The organism is Cohnella lubricantis (assembly GCF_014212015.1).
GTDB lineage: Bacteria > Bacillota > Bacilli > Paenibacillales > Paenibacillaceae > Cohnella > Cohnella lubricantis.
This window is the reverse complement of the sequence record NZ_JACJVN010000054.1, coordinates 1-18452: the sequence shown is the minus strand read 5'-3', so window position 1 is coordinate 18452 and position 18452 is coordinate 1. Positions and strand designations below refer to the sequence as shown.

The 18452-nt window shown below is 40.6% G+C and carries 12 protein-coding genes and 2 pseudogenes; 9 read left to right on the top strand and 5 right to left on the bottom strand.

Going from position 1 to position 18452, the window contains the following annotated elements; genetic code table 11:
* Positions 1–23: 23 nt before the first annotated feature.
* Positions 24–653, top strand: a pseudogene (locus H4Q31_RS13620) (His/Gly/Thr/Pro-type tRNA ligase C-terminal domain-containing protein); the annotation flags it as partial.
* Positions 654–781: 128 nt separating this feature from the next.
* Here H4Q31_RS13620 and H4Q31_RS13615 read toward each other — a convergent pair.
* Positions 782–1849 carry an SAP domain-containing protein gene (locus tag H4Q31_RS13615; RefSeq protein WP_185179613.1) on the bottom strand — a complete coding sequence of 356 codons (1068 nt, stop codon included), beginning with the start codon at positions 1847–1849 and terminating at the stop codon, positions 782–784.
* A gap of 265 nt (positions 1850–2114) precedes the next feature.
* On the opposite strand from H4Q31_RS13615, the pseudogene csaA reads away from it, so the two are divergent.
* Both csaA and H4Q31_RS13605 read left to right on the top strand, forming a co-directional pair.
* Positions 2115–2444: pseudogene (gene csaA, locus H4Q31_RS13610) on the top strand (chaperone CsaA).
* Positions 2445–2491: 47 nt separating this feature from the next.
* Positions 2492–3091, top strand: coding sequence for a hypothetical protein (locus H4Q31_RS13605; RefSeq protein ID WP_245347546.1), 600 nt, complete (start codon positions 2492–2494; stop codon positions 3089–3091).
* A 74-nt stretch (positions 3092–3165) separates the two neighbouring features.
* On the opposite strand, the gene H4Q31_RS13600 is transcribed toward H4Q31_RS13605, so the two are convergent.
* Genes H4Q31_RS13600 through H4Q31_RS13585 form a run of 4 tightly spaced genes read right to left on the bottom strand, consistent with a single transcriptional unit; the run spans position 3166 to position 10897 of the window.
* A complete protein-coding gene (locus H4Q31_RS13600) occupies positions 3166–7638 on the bottom strand; it encodes a hypothetical protein (protein ID WP_185179612.1) in 4473 nt (1490 codons plus the stop codon).
* Positions 7625–8371 carry a DUF6063 family protein gene (locus tag H4Q31_RS13595; protein WP_185179611.1) on the bottom strand — a complete coding sequence of 249 codons (747 nt, stop codon included), beginning with the start codon at positions 8369–8371 and terminating at the stop codon, positions 7625–7627. The genes H4Q31_RS13600 and H4Q31_RS13595 overlap by 14 nt, the downstream gene beginning before the upstream one ends.
* The gene (locus H4Q31_RS13590; protein WP_185179610.1) at positions 8343–9845 is read right to left on the bottom strand and encodes a hypothetical protein; all 1503 of its coding nucleotides are present in this window, start codon (positions 9843–9845) and stop codon (positions 8343–8345) included. The genes H4Q31_RS13595 and H4Q31_RS13590 overlap by 29 nt, the downstream gene beginning before the upstream one ends.
* Positions 9842–10897: a Wadjet anti-phage system protein JetD domain-containing protein gene (locus tag H4Q31_RS13585; protein ID WP_185179609.1), complete on the bottom strand. Its 1056-nt coding sequence runs from the start codon at positions 10895–10897 to the stop codon at positions 9842–9844. Before H4Q31_RS13585 ends, H4Q31_RS13590 begins: the two co-directional genes overlap by 4 nt.
* Positions 10898–11089: 192 nt before the next feature.
* Here H4Q31_RS13585 and H4Q31_RS13580 point away from each other — a divergent pair, with 192 nt between their 5' ends.
* From H4Q31_RS13580 to H4Q31_RS13555, 6 genes are all read left to right on the top strand, one after another.
* The gene (locus tag H4Q31_RS13580) at positions 11090–11878 is read left to right on the top strand and encodes a hypothetical protein (RefSeq protein WP_185179608.1); all 789 of its coding nucleotides are present in this window, start codon (positions 11090–11092) and stop codon (positions 11876–11878) included.
* Positions 11879–11996: 118 nt separating this feature from the next.
* The gene (locus tag H4Q31_RS13575) at positions 11997–12194 is read left to right on the top strand and encodes a hypothetical protein (RefSeq protein ID WP_185179607.1); all 198 of its coding nucleotides are present in this window, start codon (positions 11997–11999) and stop codon (positions 12192–12194) included.
* A gap of 598 nt (positions 12195–12792) precedes the next feature.
* Positions 12793–14781 carry an ATP-dependent nuclease gene (locus H4Q31_RS13570; protein WP_185179606.1) on the top strand — a complete coding sequence of 663 codons (1989 nt, stop codon included), beginning with the start codon at positions 12793–12795 and terminating at the stop codon, positions 14779–14781.
* Complete coding sequence (locus H4Q31_RS13565; protein ID WP_185179605.1) at positions 14778–16718, top strand: UvrD-helicase domain-containing protein; 1941 nt, start codon at positions 14778–14780, stop codon at positions 16716–16718. Before H4Q31_RS13570 ends, H4Q31_RS13565 begins: the two co-directional genes overlap by 4 nt.
* Before the next feature lie 315 nt (positions 16719–17033).
* Positions 17034–18143 carry a DUF3800 domain-containing protein gene (locus H4Q31_RS13560; RefSeq protein ID WP_185179604.1) on the top strand — a complete coding sequence of 370 codons (1110 nt, stop codon included), beginning with the start codon at positions 17034–17036 and terminating at the stop codon, positions 18141–18143.
* Positions 18144–18187: 44 nt separating this feature from the next.
* Positions 18188–18436: a hypothetical protein gene (locus H4Q31_RS13555; protein ID WP_185179603.1), complete on the top strand. Its 249-nt coding sequence runs from the start codon at positions 18188–18190 to the stop codon at positions 18434–18436.
* Positions 18437–18452 lie beyond the last annotated feature (16 nt).

Below are 18452 nucleotides of genomic sequence, written 5' to 3'. Positions count from 1 at the left end.
ATTATGCTTCAGCGTAAACATCGATGGGCTCCGAAGAGTTGTGGAACCAAGCTGAATCAGCGCTTCGTAACGTGTTGGATAGATTGGGAATTGTTTACCGGATCAATGAGGGAGATGGTGCCTTCTACGGGCCTAAAATTGATTTTCATATACTTGATGCTCTAAAACGAAGCTGGCAGTGTGCGACCATCCAAGTTGATTTTCAAATGCCTGAGAAGTTTGACCTTACGTACATTGGCGAAGATAACCGGAAATACCGGCCAGTTGTTATTCACCGAGCGATATACGGTTCCATTGACCGTTTTATCGGCATTTTGACAGAACATTACAGCGGTGCATTTCCGGTTTGGCTTGCACCGGTTCAAGTAAAGCTCTTGCCGGTGTCGGACCGTTACCTCGACTATGCTTTTCACGTGAAGAACATGCTAGGGGATTTTGGTATACGTGTTGAGATCGACGAGCGTAACGAAAAGTTGGGCTACAAAATCCGCGAGGCTCAGCTAGAGAAAGTTCCTTACATGCTGGTAATCGGTGAAAATGAAGCAACTTCCGGCACAGTGTCCGTCAGAAAACGTAGCGAAGGAGACCTTGGAATAAAAAGCGTGGAGGAGGTAGCTGACCAGATTTACAAAGAAATCCGCGAGAAAAGGTGACCATGATCAAGATAGCGGCTACCTGGACAATTGTTGGTTTATAGCCGTCAATAAATCTTTAAACGATGCAGCGGCAGTACTTTCCCCGGCCGCCGCTGCATTTTTCTAAGAAAGTTCGTTAAATGCAGTTACCTTTTATTTTGAAATTTATATCTCTTTTTGGCTTCAAGATAGATTTGTTTCAAACGTTCCTGATTTTCGTTCAACTCTTCAACCAAGATTTGATAAGTCTCTTGCTTGGTGAAGATATGGAAGGGGACTTGAAGCGAGTTCACTGCGCCAAAATAAAGTTCCTTAAAATCATTTTCCGATAGATTCAATTCATCACGCAAATGTACGATTCTTGATTTAATACCGGGAGCGAGCGTGCATGTTGACTCCTCGTAAGGAAAAAAGTTTTTCTCGACTATGTGCAGGTATTGTTTGTCGAAATTATTGCTCATTCCGCTCAGATCAATGAAGCAAATCTCAAATAGATTTCTTAATGATTCCTCGTACTTCCCTTCTTGCTCCTGCAAGACCGAGAAACCGAGCAAGATATTTCTGTAAAGTCCGAAATTCCGCTCTTTCCAACGGCTTTGCTTTTTAATATTTAGGATTTTATATCCTATTTCAAACTTTGAAAGACCAGGTTTTTTTACTTTTTCCTGTTGAGCTTCATCAATCGTTACATCTACGTAGTTTTGGGAATGAAAAAACCAAATATGGTCATTTTCTTGAACAGCCTTTTGGCCTTGCTCAGTCAATTGATATACGAGATCGGGGAACAATTGGGATAGCTCTTTCTGGTCAACATGTTCTTGTATCCGTAGGATCAAATCTTCCTTTTTACCTGATGTTTTCAGTGATTTTTGTTTTAGCACGTCTTTTAAAACGGGCATTGTTGATTTTCTCATATTCTCTTCAACATTGTGTGTCACGCTCAGGTATCCTTGATCAATTAGTTTTTTCAGCGTCAAATGTGGGTTGATTTCATAACGATATTCAAAATAACCTGGAAACTGGATATTGCTTGAGGATCCAGTGACGTAATCTAATAATAGCAATTCAGCCGGCTTCAATGGAGCTGGTGTATTTATTTTATCGGTTGGCTCCTTTAAATGGTTTTTCGTGGTATTGTCGGCGGAAATATTGGATTTTGATATGGAGTTATTTGAAGGTTTAAATGCCTTGAAAATTTTCTGAATTATGTTCATTCTACACCTCAGGAAATGTGATAAACTCGTTAATTCAAAATTCGACAATCCTATCCGACGTTCCTGCCAAGTTGTTCCACATAATTGACATTGAAATATTAGACAATCATATGCGGCAATAGTATCAATTCGGCTTATAGCCGTAACAAAAAGAAGAATTAGAAGTACACTGTTTTGAGCTTAATGTTTACAAGGTAGGTAGGTCCTATCACTATATTGGGGTAATTTATTAGGTAATTACATGCAAAAGTTGGAGGCGAGACTCATGGTAACAATTAAGGATTTAATGAAGTTGGATATTCGGATCGGAACTGTAATTCATGCAGAACCATTTCCGGAAGCACGAAAATCTGCAATAAAATTATTAATTGATTTTGGTGAGATTTGACTTAAGCGCAGTTCGGCTCAAATTACGAGAAGATACGAACCTGAACAACTTATTGGCCGCCAAGTAGTCGCAGTAGTAAACTTTCCTGTTAGACGTATCGCTGGTTTTGAATCGGAAGTTTAGGTAATTGGGGCAGTTCCGGAGGAAGGCGATGTGGTGCTTTTAAAGCCAGATGAACCTGTAAAAAATGGTACACCGATTGCCTAAAAGATACATTAATTAATGTTTTGTGATTTCTAGGGGGAGGTGTTTTGTTGAAATTCTCCAGCTACAAGGAAAGACGAAAAAGTTGGCCGCTGCAAGATACCATCAACAAAATCATCGAAGTAAATGAAGATATTGCGCAATTTTGGTCAAATTCTCATGGCTGGGCACCATCCTCTGCAGCGGATTTGTTAGAAAAATCGAGATTGGATTGGCAGGTATCACTTTCACATACCTTGCACCGATGGGTGGACGCACCAGAAGCCAATGCGCCAGATCATGACGGGAGCTTAATACTCGCATGGACAAACATTGGGACTCTTGTCGAGAACACAATGAAGCTTTTTCTTTCGGTATATCTGACTGATTACCGGGTGGATGAGAAAGCAATTATGTACAAAGGCAAAGTAGTTGATCCGGATGGAGCCAAATTCTACAAACTTATTGTGTTTTTTAAGGATAAGATTTGGATGGACGAAGAACGGGATGATCGTAATCAATGGGTTACCAAGATTCAGCAACGCCGTAATGCTATTCACGCATACAAAAACCGAGAAATTGGTTCATTTGAGGAGTTACATCAGGTCATTAGGGAATATTTAGATCTTATAGAAGATCTGAACGTAAGGTTGCCACGACCTGATTACTAATTAAACATTCGTTACAAAACGAAAGCACCGCCATATCCTGTTAAGGTTATCGGCGGTGCCACTATTTATTACAATTATATAAGCCTCGGAGCTTGCTCCAACTGGCGAAATCCGTGATGGACGTGATGGGTGACGGCATCTTTGCCGCTTTTTTGCTTCTGCAGGTCCAGGGAACAGTAGACCGGGAACTTTTGAGAAATGCCGAGCTTCACCAGTTCCGGAGGAGTGACAACCAGCCACTGGAATTTCAACAAATCCGCAATGACAAATATCGGATCCACTACGTGGGGCGATATGGCATTGGCGAACGGGTTATCCGATATGAGGACTGAATACCGCTGATCGGTGCTCTTACGTTTAAAGGTTAATAGCATCATCATGACCAGTGTCCGGGCCGCAACCAATTGACCGCCACTACCGGCAGTCTCTGTATGTGATCCCGTATTCATCGTTTCCCATTCCGTAAAATAGTGGCTCAACGGCTGCTCCGTCAGAAAGGTATTGTCCGTATTCAGATTATAGATTTCCAAGGTTGGAAATTGATTTTGAAGAGCCGCAAATACCAAATCGCTTGGATTTATTTTTTTCTTGATGATACCCATATCAATCCCTTCAATAGCTGAATGGGTCTTTAAGAGTTCTTTTAAAACATTGTCAAAAAACTCGAACATATAGATTTCAATATCTTCGACTAGCTTGGGCAGACGTTCTGCATGCCGAAGGCGCAGAAGATCGAATTTGTGGTTTCCTCTATTTCGAATCGACATTCGTTGGGTCATCTCCCGTAACCCCTTGATAATCGAAATACAAAACTTAGAGGCGTGTTTGCCCCAGTTCTTACGTGCCTCCTCCGCAATGCCAATATCGTCTTTTTGTTTTTCCAACTCAAAAAGGGCATAATTTCGGTTATCTTTCAAGATTTCCAACATGTCTTCGGGCTCCGAGTCTCTCAGCAGGCGGTATTGGCCTACCATGACTTCTTTTAAATACTCGTCCCACGAAGATCCCTCGATGACTGACAGATGTTTTTTGCAAATCTCATCGGCCTTTTTCATAACCGATTTATACACGTCTTCTTTCTTTTTCCGGGAATCATTCCAGGAAGAGACGATATTAGGATCTTGCCTGATTTTATCCAGCAACGGCAGATTTAGTGCAACTTCCGTTTGAACGTCATTCGTATCCAAGTAGGCTTCCAATCTATTGTGCATTAACTCAAAACGTTTTTCGTCACCTTGAAGATTTTTGATTTGAGTTCCAAGGGTTTGAAGTCCTGTTTCGACCGCAGCAATGCCGCGTTCGATTTCCAGTTCTTTGGCTTCGATCACAACATCTTCCCAAGGATCAGGGTTCTTTACGCTGCGCTCTGCTTTCTGTCGGTCTTTCACCAGGTGGTCAAGACTGGTTTGTGCCTTTCCCAATGCATTTTCGCAGGCTCGTTCCGCATAAACGGCTGTTTTGACTTCCTCTTCCAAGACACGTTCGCGGCGTTCCAGCCAATCGACCGATTCGATAGGAATAGAAATTTGGCCCCAATCCGGTTCAACACCTTCGAGATGGTCTTTTGCTTTTTGCAAATCATCATGGGCTCGCTTCATTTCGGTCTGCAAACGGATTAACTCCGCATTATTCATGGAAATATCCTGGTCAATGCTTCTCATGGTTGATATGATATGGAGCAGACTTTCGCTGTGAACATGCAGATGAGGAGGCTCTTCCGATGGTTCGGTTTTGGAAACGGAAGGGAGCGCTGCATCGTCCACATAGAAACGAATTTGTTCAATTTTCCCTTGAATGTCTTGGTTCCATTTGGAATAAGCTATACTCCAGTTAAATAGCAAATCCCCCATGTTCTTGGCTTGTTCGGATACTTCTTCATACTGTTTTCCCAAACTCCGTTCCCGTTTCTCCTGCCGGTCCTTTTCATTCATGCGCTCTATGGTTCTCCAATAATCCGTCACATAGGTCTCCAACTCTTGTACACGGGATCGAAGCTCACGAACAGCTAACTCCAAATGTTCCTTGTCTTCCTTCGCTTGATCAACTAACTCCGCCTTCAACTGCAAGTGGTTCCGGCTTTCTTGTAGGCACGACTCCACATGTTGAGCCTCACTCTTTTTCTTCTCATGCTCTTGTAAGAGGAGGATAGAGGTGGTGTAAAGGAGCGATGATTTCACCTTCTCCAACAGTTGTCGGTGAATCTCTTCTTGTTTTTGGCATTTCCCCATCTGATCAGTCAAGTCCTGCAGCCGAACAATCAAGGTTTGTTTCCGTGCATCCCATGCCCCGGGAACGGCAGATAGCTCATAGGCCTGGTTCGCCGGTATCGCAAACAGATGAGTCTCACTGCCTTCAAGGCGTTCAGCAGCATAAAGAGGGACAGGGGAAAAATGAACGTCGTCTTGGAATAAATCTGCCTGTAGAATAGTCTGAATATCCTCATTCTTATACGCCACCAGCGCATAAGGGAGAAGAGGAAATGATGCTAACATATCTCTTCGTTTGGGCATCTCTAAATGATGAACATATTCCGTGCCCAACATGATCGCGAAGCCACGCTTCTCGAGTTTTTGTTTGGCCAGAAGCAGACTGGCGTTAGGAACCCAAACCGGTGAATCATCAGTGCCAAGGTCCAAGTCGAGCTCTTGTTTCAAGGTCCAGATCTCTTCTTTAAACTGCAATTTGCGTTGTTCCCAGTGCTGAATCTTTGCCTCCAGGACCGGCTTTTGAGCGCGCAAAAATTCCGGCACAGGCACTTCTTCTGAAGGGACGGCTCTTAGCTCGCGAATCAACTCGCCGGCTATGGTTTCTTCGCTCTGATATTGTTTATGGTACTGTTCATATACATGAGATGCTGCTTTGGAAGCTTGAGCAAACTGCTCCTCTTCCTTTTGCACGCGGCCAAAAAGCTCTGTGCTTTCTTGCGATAGCTGTTCAATTTTGGCGGATAGTTTCCGCTCTTGCTCAATTCGGGATTCGAGTTCGGTTTGTTCAGATTTATAGATCCCTTCCGGATCTAAACGAATGGCGACTCCATGTAAGTTTTCCATCTGACAGGTTTTGGTTTCGAAATCATTGATTTGTGTTACCAGACTTTGTATCGTTGCCTTTGTTTGAATTAATTCGTCATTAAGGTTCTTCAAGGTCTGGTCGCGGTCGGTTTTAGATTGAGTCAGATGAGTATAATACGCTTCATATTGTTCTTGAACATTCTGCAATTCCTGACGGAGGATGTTCCACTCCGAAAGGGCCTTTTGCCGAAGTTCCGTCAATTTTTGTTTATTCGCTTTCACTTCGGCCGAGTTTTCAATGGCTTCTATTTGAAACTTGATGTTTTGGACATTTTGCCAACAGTCGTGCTGAATTTTCCTTAGTTTTTGGAGCTGGGCTTCTTTATGGGTATCCTGTTTACGCTTCAAATCAGCTTTGGCTACGCGGTCTCTGTTCTCTGCCTCTTTGCACACTTCTAGCTGATGCTGTTCCGCCCGTAAGGCGCGTACATAGCCTAGATTACTTTGCTGCCAAGTAAAGTCTTCTTTTTGTTTCAGTAAGGCGCTCTGATCGGTTTGTTTTTGTGTTATATCCGTTTTGGTCATGCGGAGAAGCTCCCCAATCGACCTGAACAACTGGACACCTTCACGTCTGGTATTCTCCAAATCCTCTTTGGCGGTAACACAAGCAGAAACGGCATGTTCCAGCTCATTACACATTTCGATAAGCACATGTAGTGCCTCTTCCCGGCTTCGCAAAAAGGGAAGCTGCTCAGCAATAACGGCTGCATCTTTAAATAATTTGGCCAGATCTGTGCTACTCTCCGCATCGTTATGCAAGCGTTCGGCAATCGTCGGAATTAAAAGCTCTTTAAACAAACCCATATTGGTACGGGAATTTGGAAACACCTTCTCAAAATAATCCTGAATGCCGGCCTCATTTCGATTCATTTTGACCATCTCCGCCCAGTCATCCGCATAAATGCCGTAGGACGCCAGCGTTTCCTTGTACCTTTTTTTATCTTTAGAGGAGTTTGTGAAATACCGGAATTCGTCTGCGCCGGAGCGAAGAAGATCGCACCACTCTTTATAAGGCATAATTGAGCGGTTCTGCTCGTCGTAATATGACAAATCACGAATAGTAAAGCGTTCGTGTTCCCCATATTCCCGAACAAAGGTCGTATAGTCCACCTCAACGTTCTCGGTGTTATCTTCTTTTTTCATGGATTTCGTTGCAAAATATGCAATCCCCGTAACTAAATAGCGCTTCGGAGTCGTATCCAGTACCCATTCGACAGATACATAAAAAGGATATGGTTTAAAGTTTCCCTTCTCATCATAAAAGAAGTGGCGTACGGTGGAAGTCCCCTCCTTGCCCCAAGAGACCATGGGAAGGACCACTTGAAACAACAATTGCAGCAATACGCCCTTTCCTCCGCTGTTAATCATGGATAGAAGGGTGTGGTCGGCATTGAAATCGAACACGCTGTCCAAGTAAAATTTAAGTTGCTTGTTATAGCGCGGCCCGGTTATGCGTAAGGCATTAATGGCTGGCATCCTGGTTCCTCCCTGCATCAATAATAGATTTGAGCTGTTTAAACCGGTCATGGTCGTGATAGAGAAGATCAAGTCGGTCATAAAGTTCATCGGTTGGGAGCAGAATGGTTTGATCGTCATCTTCGATGATGCGAAGAAGCCGTTCTTCCACCAGCAAATTTGCAGCTAAGGTGCAATACGAATACTTTGTTTTCGTAGACGCCACAGGTTTGCCCCCTCCGTCTTCATACGGCTGTTTGGCAAACCACATGTCCTTAATCTGAATAATAGCGATGCCCCATTCCGCTTCGATTTCCGGCTGTTTCTGCAACTCTTGGTCCCATCGGGCCATGGTTTGGTCCACTAGTTCAATCCATTTATGAATGGTAACCCCGCTGATTTCCTGCTCGTTACGAATCAATAAATCCCCGTCCATCTCACACAGCAGCACCATGAGAAGGATGTGAAGCAAATCCAATTCGTCCCGGTTTTTGATTCGGGAATGCTTGTCCTTTAACTGTGTAAAAGAAGAGGCGTACACACTGCCTTCCGGTTCCACAACCAAATGGAGTTTTGTTGGCGTCTCCAGAATCATAGTTCCAGATTGTTTGGCAATGATGTTCGTGGCCTCGTGAATTTCTTGTTCGGAAAAATAGGGTGCCAGAAAATCTTGATTTCGGTCGACCATTTTATGACGGAGCAAATAAAAATAAATGGACGCACTTTTATGAAGTTGTTCTGCTGTAAATGGCATGGGAAGTATCCTCCTCGGCAGGATCTTTGATGCTGATAACGATAGGGGAGATGCGCACCCCGAAAAACTGAAGGGGAGCTCCTCGTTCAAAACGAGCCCGTATGGTTTTTCCCGCAATCTCGTTAAAAAACGGATCTGAATTGATGAGATGCCGAATCAACTCCATCCGCTCATCCTCATATGGTTGATGTGTTGTAAACAGGTGAGGGACTTCCAGCACATCCGTTTTAAAGATCATCCACAATTCCAGTGCTTCAATGGTCCATTCTTTTGCAGGGATGTCCCGTAAACTGACTTCTCCCATATAAATCAAATTACGGATTACCGGGGCCCAATAGCGGCATAAAGCGGACCAGTCTCGGGTTTCTTTCGGTTCCAAGGACTGTTCTTTCGGCTCAGCCTCTTCTTGGATCTCATCGTCATGATGACGTACTTCCTGTTCGCTCCAGATTAACCCCATTGGATAAATAAAGGGCGCTCGAGGGGAAAAGAAAGGGGAGAGCAGCTTCTCCATCGTATTGGCCGGAATTCCTTTTACCAGCAGCTCGTTTTCCCAAATATCGGTTTTAAAAGAAACGTTGCGCCGTTTCATAAAGGCGGACGGACGGTACTTTCGAATGGACAGCTCCAACTCAATATTTTGATAAAGCTCCGCATGCAGTTTGGCCGATAAAGTCATGGTTGCATGGACTTTCATTTCCATTTCGAGGATGTGGAAACGTGCTTCCGGTGTGGCCAAATCCACGTTTGCCAACATGCGAATCATTTTATCAAATCGCTGATTGGACTCTTCAAACTGACGCTCAATTTCATTCCGCCGTTCTTTTCTTGCCTGCGTTCCTTGTTCCATGAGGATTTTGGGATTGCGGTGCAGATGCCTCCGGTAATCATGCTCTTGTATGATCAGTTGCTTGATTTTCGTAATCAATACATCCAGAGACTGAAGGGCGGACCGAAAATTATTGTTGCGGATCAGTTTTAAGGTATAAAGCTGTTCGAACTCAATGGAAAACTCCAAAATGACTTCTCGACTTAAAAAGATCATATTTTGGGAGGCTTGCGTCAATTTATAGATGGCTTCCCGTTTCCGGTACTCAGTATCGATCGTCAAATACAAGAATGGTTTATCGCTAAACATTCCACTAGATGGGTCGAACACTTTGGCGCTGAACGGGTTCCGTAGATTGGGATTTCCGTAGGACACAAGGCCACTGATTAACCGTTCGGCTTTGTCATCGTCATGGGGCAAGTTTTGATGTTCCATGATTGCTTTAGCGATAGCAACGAGATCAGACCGGGATCGCTTCTCGTCATCTTTGATTTCCCGATAAAAGACCTCAAGTAATATCGCCAATAACAGCTGGGGGAGATAGGGGGCTAAGGTAGCCCCGACTTCCATCCCTTTTCCTAACATAAAGATGGGGTTTAGCATGGTGGTCCGTTCCCGGAACCCTTCCCAAATTTCACCGTTCATGTGAGGCCCCCTTTCTGCATCGTTTCATAGGAGATAGCTTCTTGAGGGAAGCGAACCCGGTTGCTCCATGATTGTTCGGCCTTATCCAAAATAAGTGGATACGGTTTTACTTCTTCAAAAAACAGTGCGACTTGTTCTCGGTTTTGAACTTGACCCGGTTTTATAGGAACAGGCGATTTAGCCTGCTGAGCAATTTCTTCATATAACGATATCGCTAGCTGAATGGGATAATCGGGGTATGAGCGCTTCAAACTATCATAAATAGCAAAGCCGCTAGGGTCGTAGTCTCCTGCATACCAAATGGTTGTATAAGGCACAGGGACTCGCAAGTCTTCCAGGTATGACAAGGAAGAGACAATATGTTTCCCCCGCCCAAAAATCAAGAGTTCTGGGCTTAGGCCATATATGTTCCCGCCTTCCTCTAGCACCCTCCTGCATGAGTGAAAGAGGGAACGGTTTTCCACGATCAAGATGCGACGTACGTCCTCTGTCAGCATACGAGGCTGGAGCCAATACACAAAAGGCTCACCATAGACACGAGCATAAAGATCGGGAAGAGTTTTTTTGATTCGCCGCAAAAATTCTTTCCCCTCGCTATTATCCAACCATTTTTCATCATGGAACAGCTGGTATGATCGTTCTTCCCGGGAAACCCATATTTTAGGGCCTTGGCTTTCTAAGAAAGCGGCTACGGCCGAAATGCGACTCCAGGCTTCTTCCGTTTGTTCTCCAGGGTGGGATTGATAAAAGGACAAATCAATGAGCGAAGCCAAGGTCATAAACCGTCCTATATTCCACCTCGATTCAATCTGTTTTTTTATCAATCGCCATTCCACAGGGAGGTGGGGGTCCTTTCCATTGTGGATTTTTTGTTTATTTTTTACAGGTACAATCTCCCCATCATATTCTAAATCCCGCACAAAACCGGCAAACTTTTTATAGGAAAAGGCATCTATACCAACGGCGGACATAAATGCTTTCTCCAGCCGATGGATATCAAATGTACGGTTTTTTTGGGTGTTCAAATAGTTCAATAGCCATTCTTTGTTCACAGAATCTGTCCTTTTTGTCGTTTCCTATTATTATAGCAGTTTCGACAAATTTACAGAATTATCGTTAAGCATCCAGATAACGGTTCAACTACCTTTTTAATCGTTTAACGAAATAACGGGTAGTTATTCTGAGATTGTGCTAAAATACGGACGAAAAGGGTTGAGATAATCATAGGTAGGAGAATTAGTTCTATGGTTCCAGAAGAAAATTCATTGATTCTATTTAAGTTCGGTGCTACAAAATGGATGAAAGCTTTGAAGGATGGGAAAGTAAGTTTCTCATGTCCTGGTCAATACATCAATATAGCCAAAAAAACTGGTAACAGTGAACAAGGTGATTTGTATGAGGGTGTTTTTGCACGATTAAAGAAGACGGACCCAAGGATTGAGCAATGTGGGAGGAAATTTGGGGACGACTTGGAAGTATTGCCCGATGGGGAATATGTATTGCTGAGAAGAAAATCCACCTACTCTGTACCAACATTCTGTTTTTATTCATTTCGCGGCCTTGATTTATTGCAAAACGTAACCCGACCTGGTCTGCAGCGGGTTCGTCATGACTTTGATGAAAGAATGTATAGTGGTTTTTCCTCAAATGCAGCCCTCAATGCACACTCTGACGATGCACCGGCAACTTTGATTATTCAAGCACGACCTTTTTACGAACAGATTATGAAAGCTATCCATCGTGAAGGTTTTGGAGCCGAGTTATCTCACATTAACTACAAATTATTCGAGAATGAAGAGTTTTATATTGAGCCAACCGATCAAAGAAAAGAACTGTTTTATAAATTTCCCAAGTATCGTTATCAGAAGGAAGCTCGGATCTTATTGCACGGTTTGAGGATAAAGAAATTCGATGAACGATATACCTTGAATATCGGGCCTTTACCTGATGAGGATGCGCCCTTGGTGGCTGGGATCAAAATGTACTTTGAGATAACCGCAGATATAGAAGAACTGGATTCGGATGAAGTTTAAGACAAATGAGTCTTTATAAGATTTTGGAACTACGCAGTTTTTAAATGGATTTAAAGTGGGAAATAGTAAAGAATAAGGCTCAATTTAGGATGTTGACGTTTTGAAGGGTGGTTTGTTAATGAGTCGGTGGTTAGATAAGCTTGAGAATCCATCTTTCAAGGTGTTTATTGTAATAATGCTGGGACTAGGCGTAGGTTTTATAATAAATCATGAATGGGGAAATGCCGTTGAATCGATAGCGATTGGATTTTTCATGTTCTTAATTTACCGTTTGGGCAGGAAAATAGATGGTTTTATGAAGGATGACGAAAATTAAAGAGGGATTAGGATGATATTCGAAATAACCGCAGAAATGGAGAACAGGATTCGGGAGTGGGACTCCTGTAAAGCAGTTGATGTGGCAGGGGCTAAGTTTATATATAAATTCATTCCAACGGGTATTGGGTTAGTTATCGAAGTTCAATGCGATATCTGTAAAAGAGTATTGAATCTTACTGATGACTGGGGATAGGGTAATGAGTTTCATCATCAAATCAACAGCGCTTTATTGAACGACATCCTTATAATGTTGAAAGATCTTTCATTGGCGAAACGATGTGAGCCTATTTGGTCGCAGCGGCTCGCTATTTTTGTTTCTTACGCAAAATGCTCCTTCTGAAAGCAACAAATTTGTTTTTCCATGACCGTCAAAATGAACAACCTCCGAAAACTAGGCAATCGAGAAAGGTAAAAGGATCGTTTTCTTTATTATCAGAGAATATCCAGTTATCCGATATTTTATTGTTTGGGACAATATGGGTTCCTGTTACCGGAATAGTGCATCAAATTGTTTCTCAAATGGGTTCTAGCAGGGTGAAATGAATTTGTGTCGAATTATCTACTCATGTTAGTAAATTAGTAAGGTGGCGGTTATATTGTATATTTCCAGATTGAATATTTCAGGGTATAAGAATTGTAAAGAGAACTCAGAAGTAAGATTAAACAAAGGACTCAATGTGCTTGTTGGAGAAAATGGTTCCGGTAAGACAACGATTGTTAATGCATTAAGACTAATTCTTCGGGAAAACGAATTTTCTTATATGAATATTGATGAGGATGATTTTTACATATCCTTGGACAAGCAGTACTCTGCTCCTGATATTAGAATAGACCTAACCTTGGATTCTCTAAGTTCGGATGAACAAGTTACATTTCTAACTTGGTGCGATGCTGACTTTAAAGCCCAACTGCACTTAGAGGTTAACTCAAACCCAAATAGGAAGGGTTACTATAAGAAGGAGATTTGGGGAGGCGCTTCGAAATCTAGCATTTTCGAGGAGGAAACTTTTGATTGCATTGAATGTATTTACCTTCCACCTCTTCGGGATGCAGAGGAGAAGTTGGTTAACGGGAAGCGATCGAGATTGGCTCAATTATTAAAAAAACAGTATGGTGATAACAAAGATTCACTTGTCAAAAATGTAACTGATTTTAACTTTCAAATTACGAGTAATGCTGAAAAAAAATATAATGAAATTGAAAGTGCAAAAATCAACATTAATGCCAAGCTAGAGGAAGCATTGGGACAACGTCTTGGTCAGAGCATAAATCTTCAATTTGCGGAGACAACATTTAATAAAATTGTAGAAAGTATAAAAATGGTATTTTTCCCGGGTGTTCAACAGAGTGACCCCAACAAATTTAGGGATATTGCTACAAATAGCTTGGGATATAACAACTTGTTATATATAGCCACTGTATTTGCAGAGCTTGAATTATTAAAAGATAATAATATGATGACTGTTTTATTAATTGAGGAGCCAGAAGCTCATTTGCATCCCCAGCTTCAAGTCAAATTTATTAAGTATTTAGAAGAGGTAACCCGTAAGTTAGAGAATTTACAAGTCGTTATTACTACACATTCTCCAGTACTTGCCTCTTCAATAGATATAAACAATTTAATTCACATTACCCAAAGGGAAGACAGGATTATTGCAACGCCGTTAAAAGAGATCGATTTAGGCGAAAGCAAAAACTATATTAATAGGTGGCTAGATGTTACAAAATCTACACTATTGTTTTCAAAGGGGATAATTCTTGTAGAAGGCATTAGTGAGGCTATGCTTTTACCCACTTTTGCAAAGATTGTATTGGCACAGTACAATAAGACAGCTTTGGCTAACTCAGAAACATTATTGCCAACTTCGCTAGAAGAAGCTGGTGTATCTACTATCAATATCAACGGAATCAACTTTAAACATTTTATGAAGTTGTTCTCTAACTGCGATGGTTCTTCTAGTGGAGTGCATTTGCCTATTTTTTGTTCAGGAATTACGGATAATGATCCGCCGAAACTCAAGATTCTAGTTTACGATGAGAAAGGTGAACTGAAAAAAGATAAAGATGACGAGCCCTTAACTACGCTTCAAGATATTTTCCCTTTACCTAATGAGTCACCTGTAGGGGGCAATAGTGCACTTAACCTAATTGAAGATATTAACAAGAGTACTTGGGGGCGATTATTTAGTTCACCATTAAAAACATTTGAATACGACTTAGCCATAAATGGTAACACCAGTTTAATGGCTAGGATTATTCATGATATATGGCCTGCAGAGGGAACAGTAAAAAAACGTTGTATTTCGATTTTTGAAAAAGATAATGAGTACGCAGGAGACGAACAAGGGTTAAAAGAGGATGCTGAATACCTTTTTAAACATATTAACGTGGACGAGATTGGGAAAGGCATCTACGCCCAGAAGTTAACAGAATATTTGGAATCGCAAATACAGGGGCATTTGGATGCGATTAATGATAATAAATCCAATATTATGGAAGTTTACGAAAATATCAGTAAAATCATGAACATTCCAGATTACATTCGGAAAGCAATAATTTGGGCTTGTGGCGGTGGTGAAAGATGAACAGGGGAGAGATGGAGCAAAAGATCGTAGATACTCTAAGTAAAAATAAAGAAGCAGCAGGTTCATATATATCACTTATTCAAAGTAAAGTGGCCGAAAAAACTGAACAACAATTAAAGTATGTTCTATCCCATACGACGGAAAACATCTTCTTAGAAGCCTGTGCTGGGAGTGGCAAGACGGAAGTTGTTGGTTTGAAAACTGCATATGAGATTAGTAAGTGGTACTCAAAAAACAAAGGCATTGCGGTACTCACTTTTACTAACGAGGCGACGGATACTATTAAAGAGCGCGTTAAACTCTTTTCTGGTTTAACTACATTGTACCCACACTATATAGGAACTCTAACTGGTTTTATACATGGTTTTGTTGCTCAGAGTTTTGGATATAAGTATTTTAAACATAAAAATAGAGGAGGCGATACTTCGTATAGGCTAATCGACAAAAATCTAGATGTACACGGAAACCATTGGTTGAAAAAATATAAACTACCTTATATGAACCTCAATTCAATGGGACCAGACGTATACGCCAACCAAATTTATTACAATTATAAAATTAATGATTTTGTTATTTATTATTCGGAAAATTATAAACTTCCTTTAAAGGAGTATTATCAATTAACTGAAGTACAAGAATTTATACAAAATTTCCGAAAAAAGAATGGAAACAATCAACTATTAGGGTTTGACTTTATTAAAAAGGAAATAAAAAAAGTTAAGCAAACCTTTTTAACAGATGGTTTTGCTAATTTTGAGGATATAAATAATATAGCGTACTATGTGTTAAAGAAGAATGTTAGAATAGCTTCACTTATAGCTGCACGTTTCCCGGTTATTATTATAGATGAATGCCAGGATCTCTCATGGATCGAAATTAACATTCTTAATCAATTAAAGGATTCTGGTTCAACTCTCCATTTCGTGGGGGACCTTAATCAATCGATATACGAGTTTAAGGATGCTAATCCAGCAACCACAAAAGATTATTTGTCTGGATTTAAGAGGTATTTTTTGACCGACAACTTTAGAAGTTGTGATTCTATAGTAAATACATCCAACAAATTGCTAGGTATTACCTTGCCTATACGTGGTTTAGCAGCTGATAAAATGGGTGATAAGAGTGTTTGCTATTTGGAATATCATGATCTAACTTCACTTAATCAAAAGTATTTAGACTTTCTTGAGAGAAATGATATCCCCTTCAACAGATCAGCTATATTGGTTCGACAACAAACATTAAAAGAAGAGTTTGAAACAAACTCTAAGGAAAGTATACATCCAATCTTAGATGCACTACAATTATGGATTGAAAATACACCAAAATCACGAAAATTAGCACTAGAACTTGCTAGTAAGCATATGCAAAGGTGGTTTGGTGGGGCAAAAACAAGAAATAATTACTACTGTCCAAATGCAATTGACTCTGTTTATAGATGGAGAATTTTTATTAAAGATTTCTTGGAAGGATGTTCTGCAGTTTCCGATTTGGTGAAATTTGATGGTATTAATTATTCGACTTGGTACAAGAATTTCAACAATCATTTTTTACATATAATACAAGAGGCATATAAAGATCTATTAAGATTTGATAGCGAGAAGAGAGACTTTAAAGATATACCTAAAATGATATCACCTCGGGGTACTGCAAAAGTTCGTATCACTGCCTACAATACAACAGATAGGATAAATCTCGTTTCAATTCACACCATTCATTCAGTCAAGGGAAAGGATTTTGATAGTGTAATGGTGGTGTCGAGCCGTCGCAATGCGGGGAGTGGTCATTGGAAACAGTGGATTGAAAAGGAACTTGAGTCAGGACGTATAGGATACGTTGCGAATACTAGGGCTAAATATTCTTTAGTTTGGGGTGTTCCGGTATTAAAGAAAGAGGAAAGGGAGATGCTTGAGTATTATGGTTTCAAACGGGCAGATTGAACAATGAAAAGCTCTCTTGCGCCCTAGACACAGGAGGCTACAAAGGACCTATTAAAGGTTCTTTTTTTGTCGAAAATAGGATTTTACTTTTTTTTGCCGAATAATGATTTAACTAATGAATGAGAGTCCAGGTGACTTATAGAAGTTAAGTGGATACGTTTTTCTGGACAAGGTGGACGGTAGAATCAAGATGAGTTTTTTCTGCAGAAAACGATAGGTGGCGGCCCATCTTACTTCAAAAAATGCTTTAGTCTGAAATTCGGCCCGGCACTTGGGATGACTTGAGTTTTATAGAAATTATGGTGGGGTGTTCTTATGGATATATCGGAATATCAGAACATGTTAAGACAAGCTTACAACATAACGGATTTGAATCTACCTTGGACATTCTTCTACGATGAGACTAATAACGCTAGAAAGTTTCGTCTAGTGGAAGGGGGATTCAACACTTCCGAAGATGCTAATTTCGTACTAGGCGGCATTATGTACACTCAAAACCAAAGTAATGCCGATATTAATGAACTATTTGAAAAACTAAGATTGCCTAAGACGATAAAAGAAATCAAATTTAAACATATCGCAGATGGGGGCTTCGTTGAGTGCCTTTCATCGACTAAGTTGAAGATTATATTGGAATGGTTGCTGCAGAGTGACTTGTATATCCACTATTCTACCGTAAACGTTTTATATTACTCGCTAGTGGATATTATCGACACGTTAATAATTGACGCTCTTGATGGCCCATTCATTCACCATAATTTTATCAATGAATTAAAAAACAAACTGTATGAAGCCGTAATTAGTGATAAGGAAAGAGTTGTTAAATTATTATTTGACTTTGAATACCCCAACATTAAAAAGGAGAGTCTTGAGCAATTTGTTGATGCCTTAATGGAATTTCTAGACGAGTTTGCAGAAAATATGTACTCGCATGTTTGGGTCAAATCTATCACCCAAATGTTGAAACAAGTTAAAAGCAAGAGCGAGCTATCTTTCCTATCGATGGAAACGGATCATTTATTAATTCCAGACTATTCTCATTTTTACGTTAGGCCATTAATGGTATTTAATGCATCTACACATATATTTGATAATGAAGATCATATCAAACGATTGATGAAGGAAATGGATTTGGATTTACCGAAAGACGCCGGCTTCTACAGATTCGAAGATTCCAAAGAAAATAAGTATATTCAATTATCCGATGTAGTAGTGGGCATTCTTGGAAAGTGCTTTACCTTTGTCAATTCCGTTCCGATTTCAAAAATAAAAAAAGTACATGAAGAACTTAACGCTTTTCAACTAGAAAATCTTAAGTTGCTAGATGATGTAATCACAAAATCAGATCAATTCAATAAAGCGCTCTTGCATTCATCGACAAGCTTACATGAAAAGAATAGATTAAATCTTTTGTTTGAATTATAGTACGGGGCAGGATTAGTGCATTATTATCAAGTGTAGGAGGTTCCATGATATACTCTGTACATTTTTATTATAGAAAGCTGCTGAGCAATAAAGCAGCATGCAAATTTGAAGGTATCGTATTTGCAAAGAACAAGACGCACGCAGAAGAATTAATCCGAAAGCTGATATCTGGATTCCAGATTGAAGTGAATGATGGAATTCATATCATTGGAAACGAAAGTAAAACGCTGGACGAGATTTATAAAGAGCGGCCGGAGTTAATGCGGGTATCCCCCGAACAAGGATTTATTTAGGGCTTGCTGAACAAGA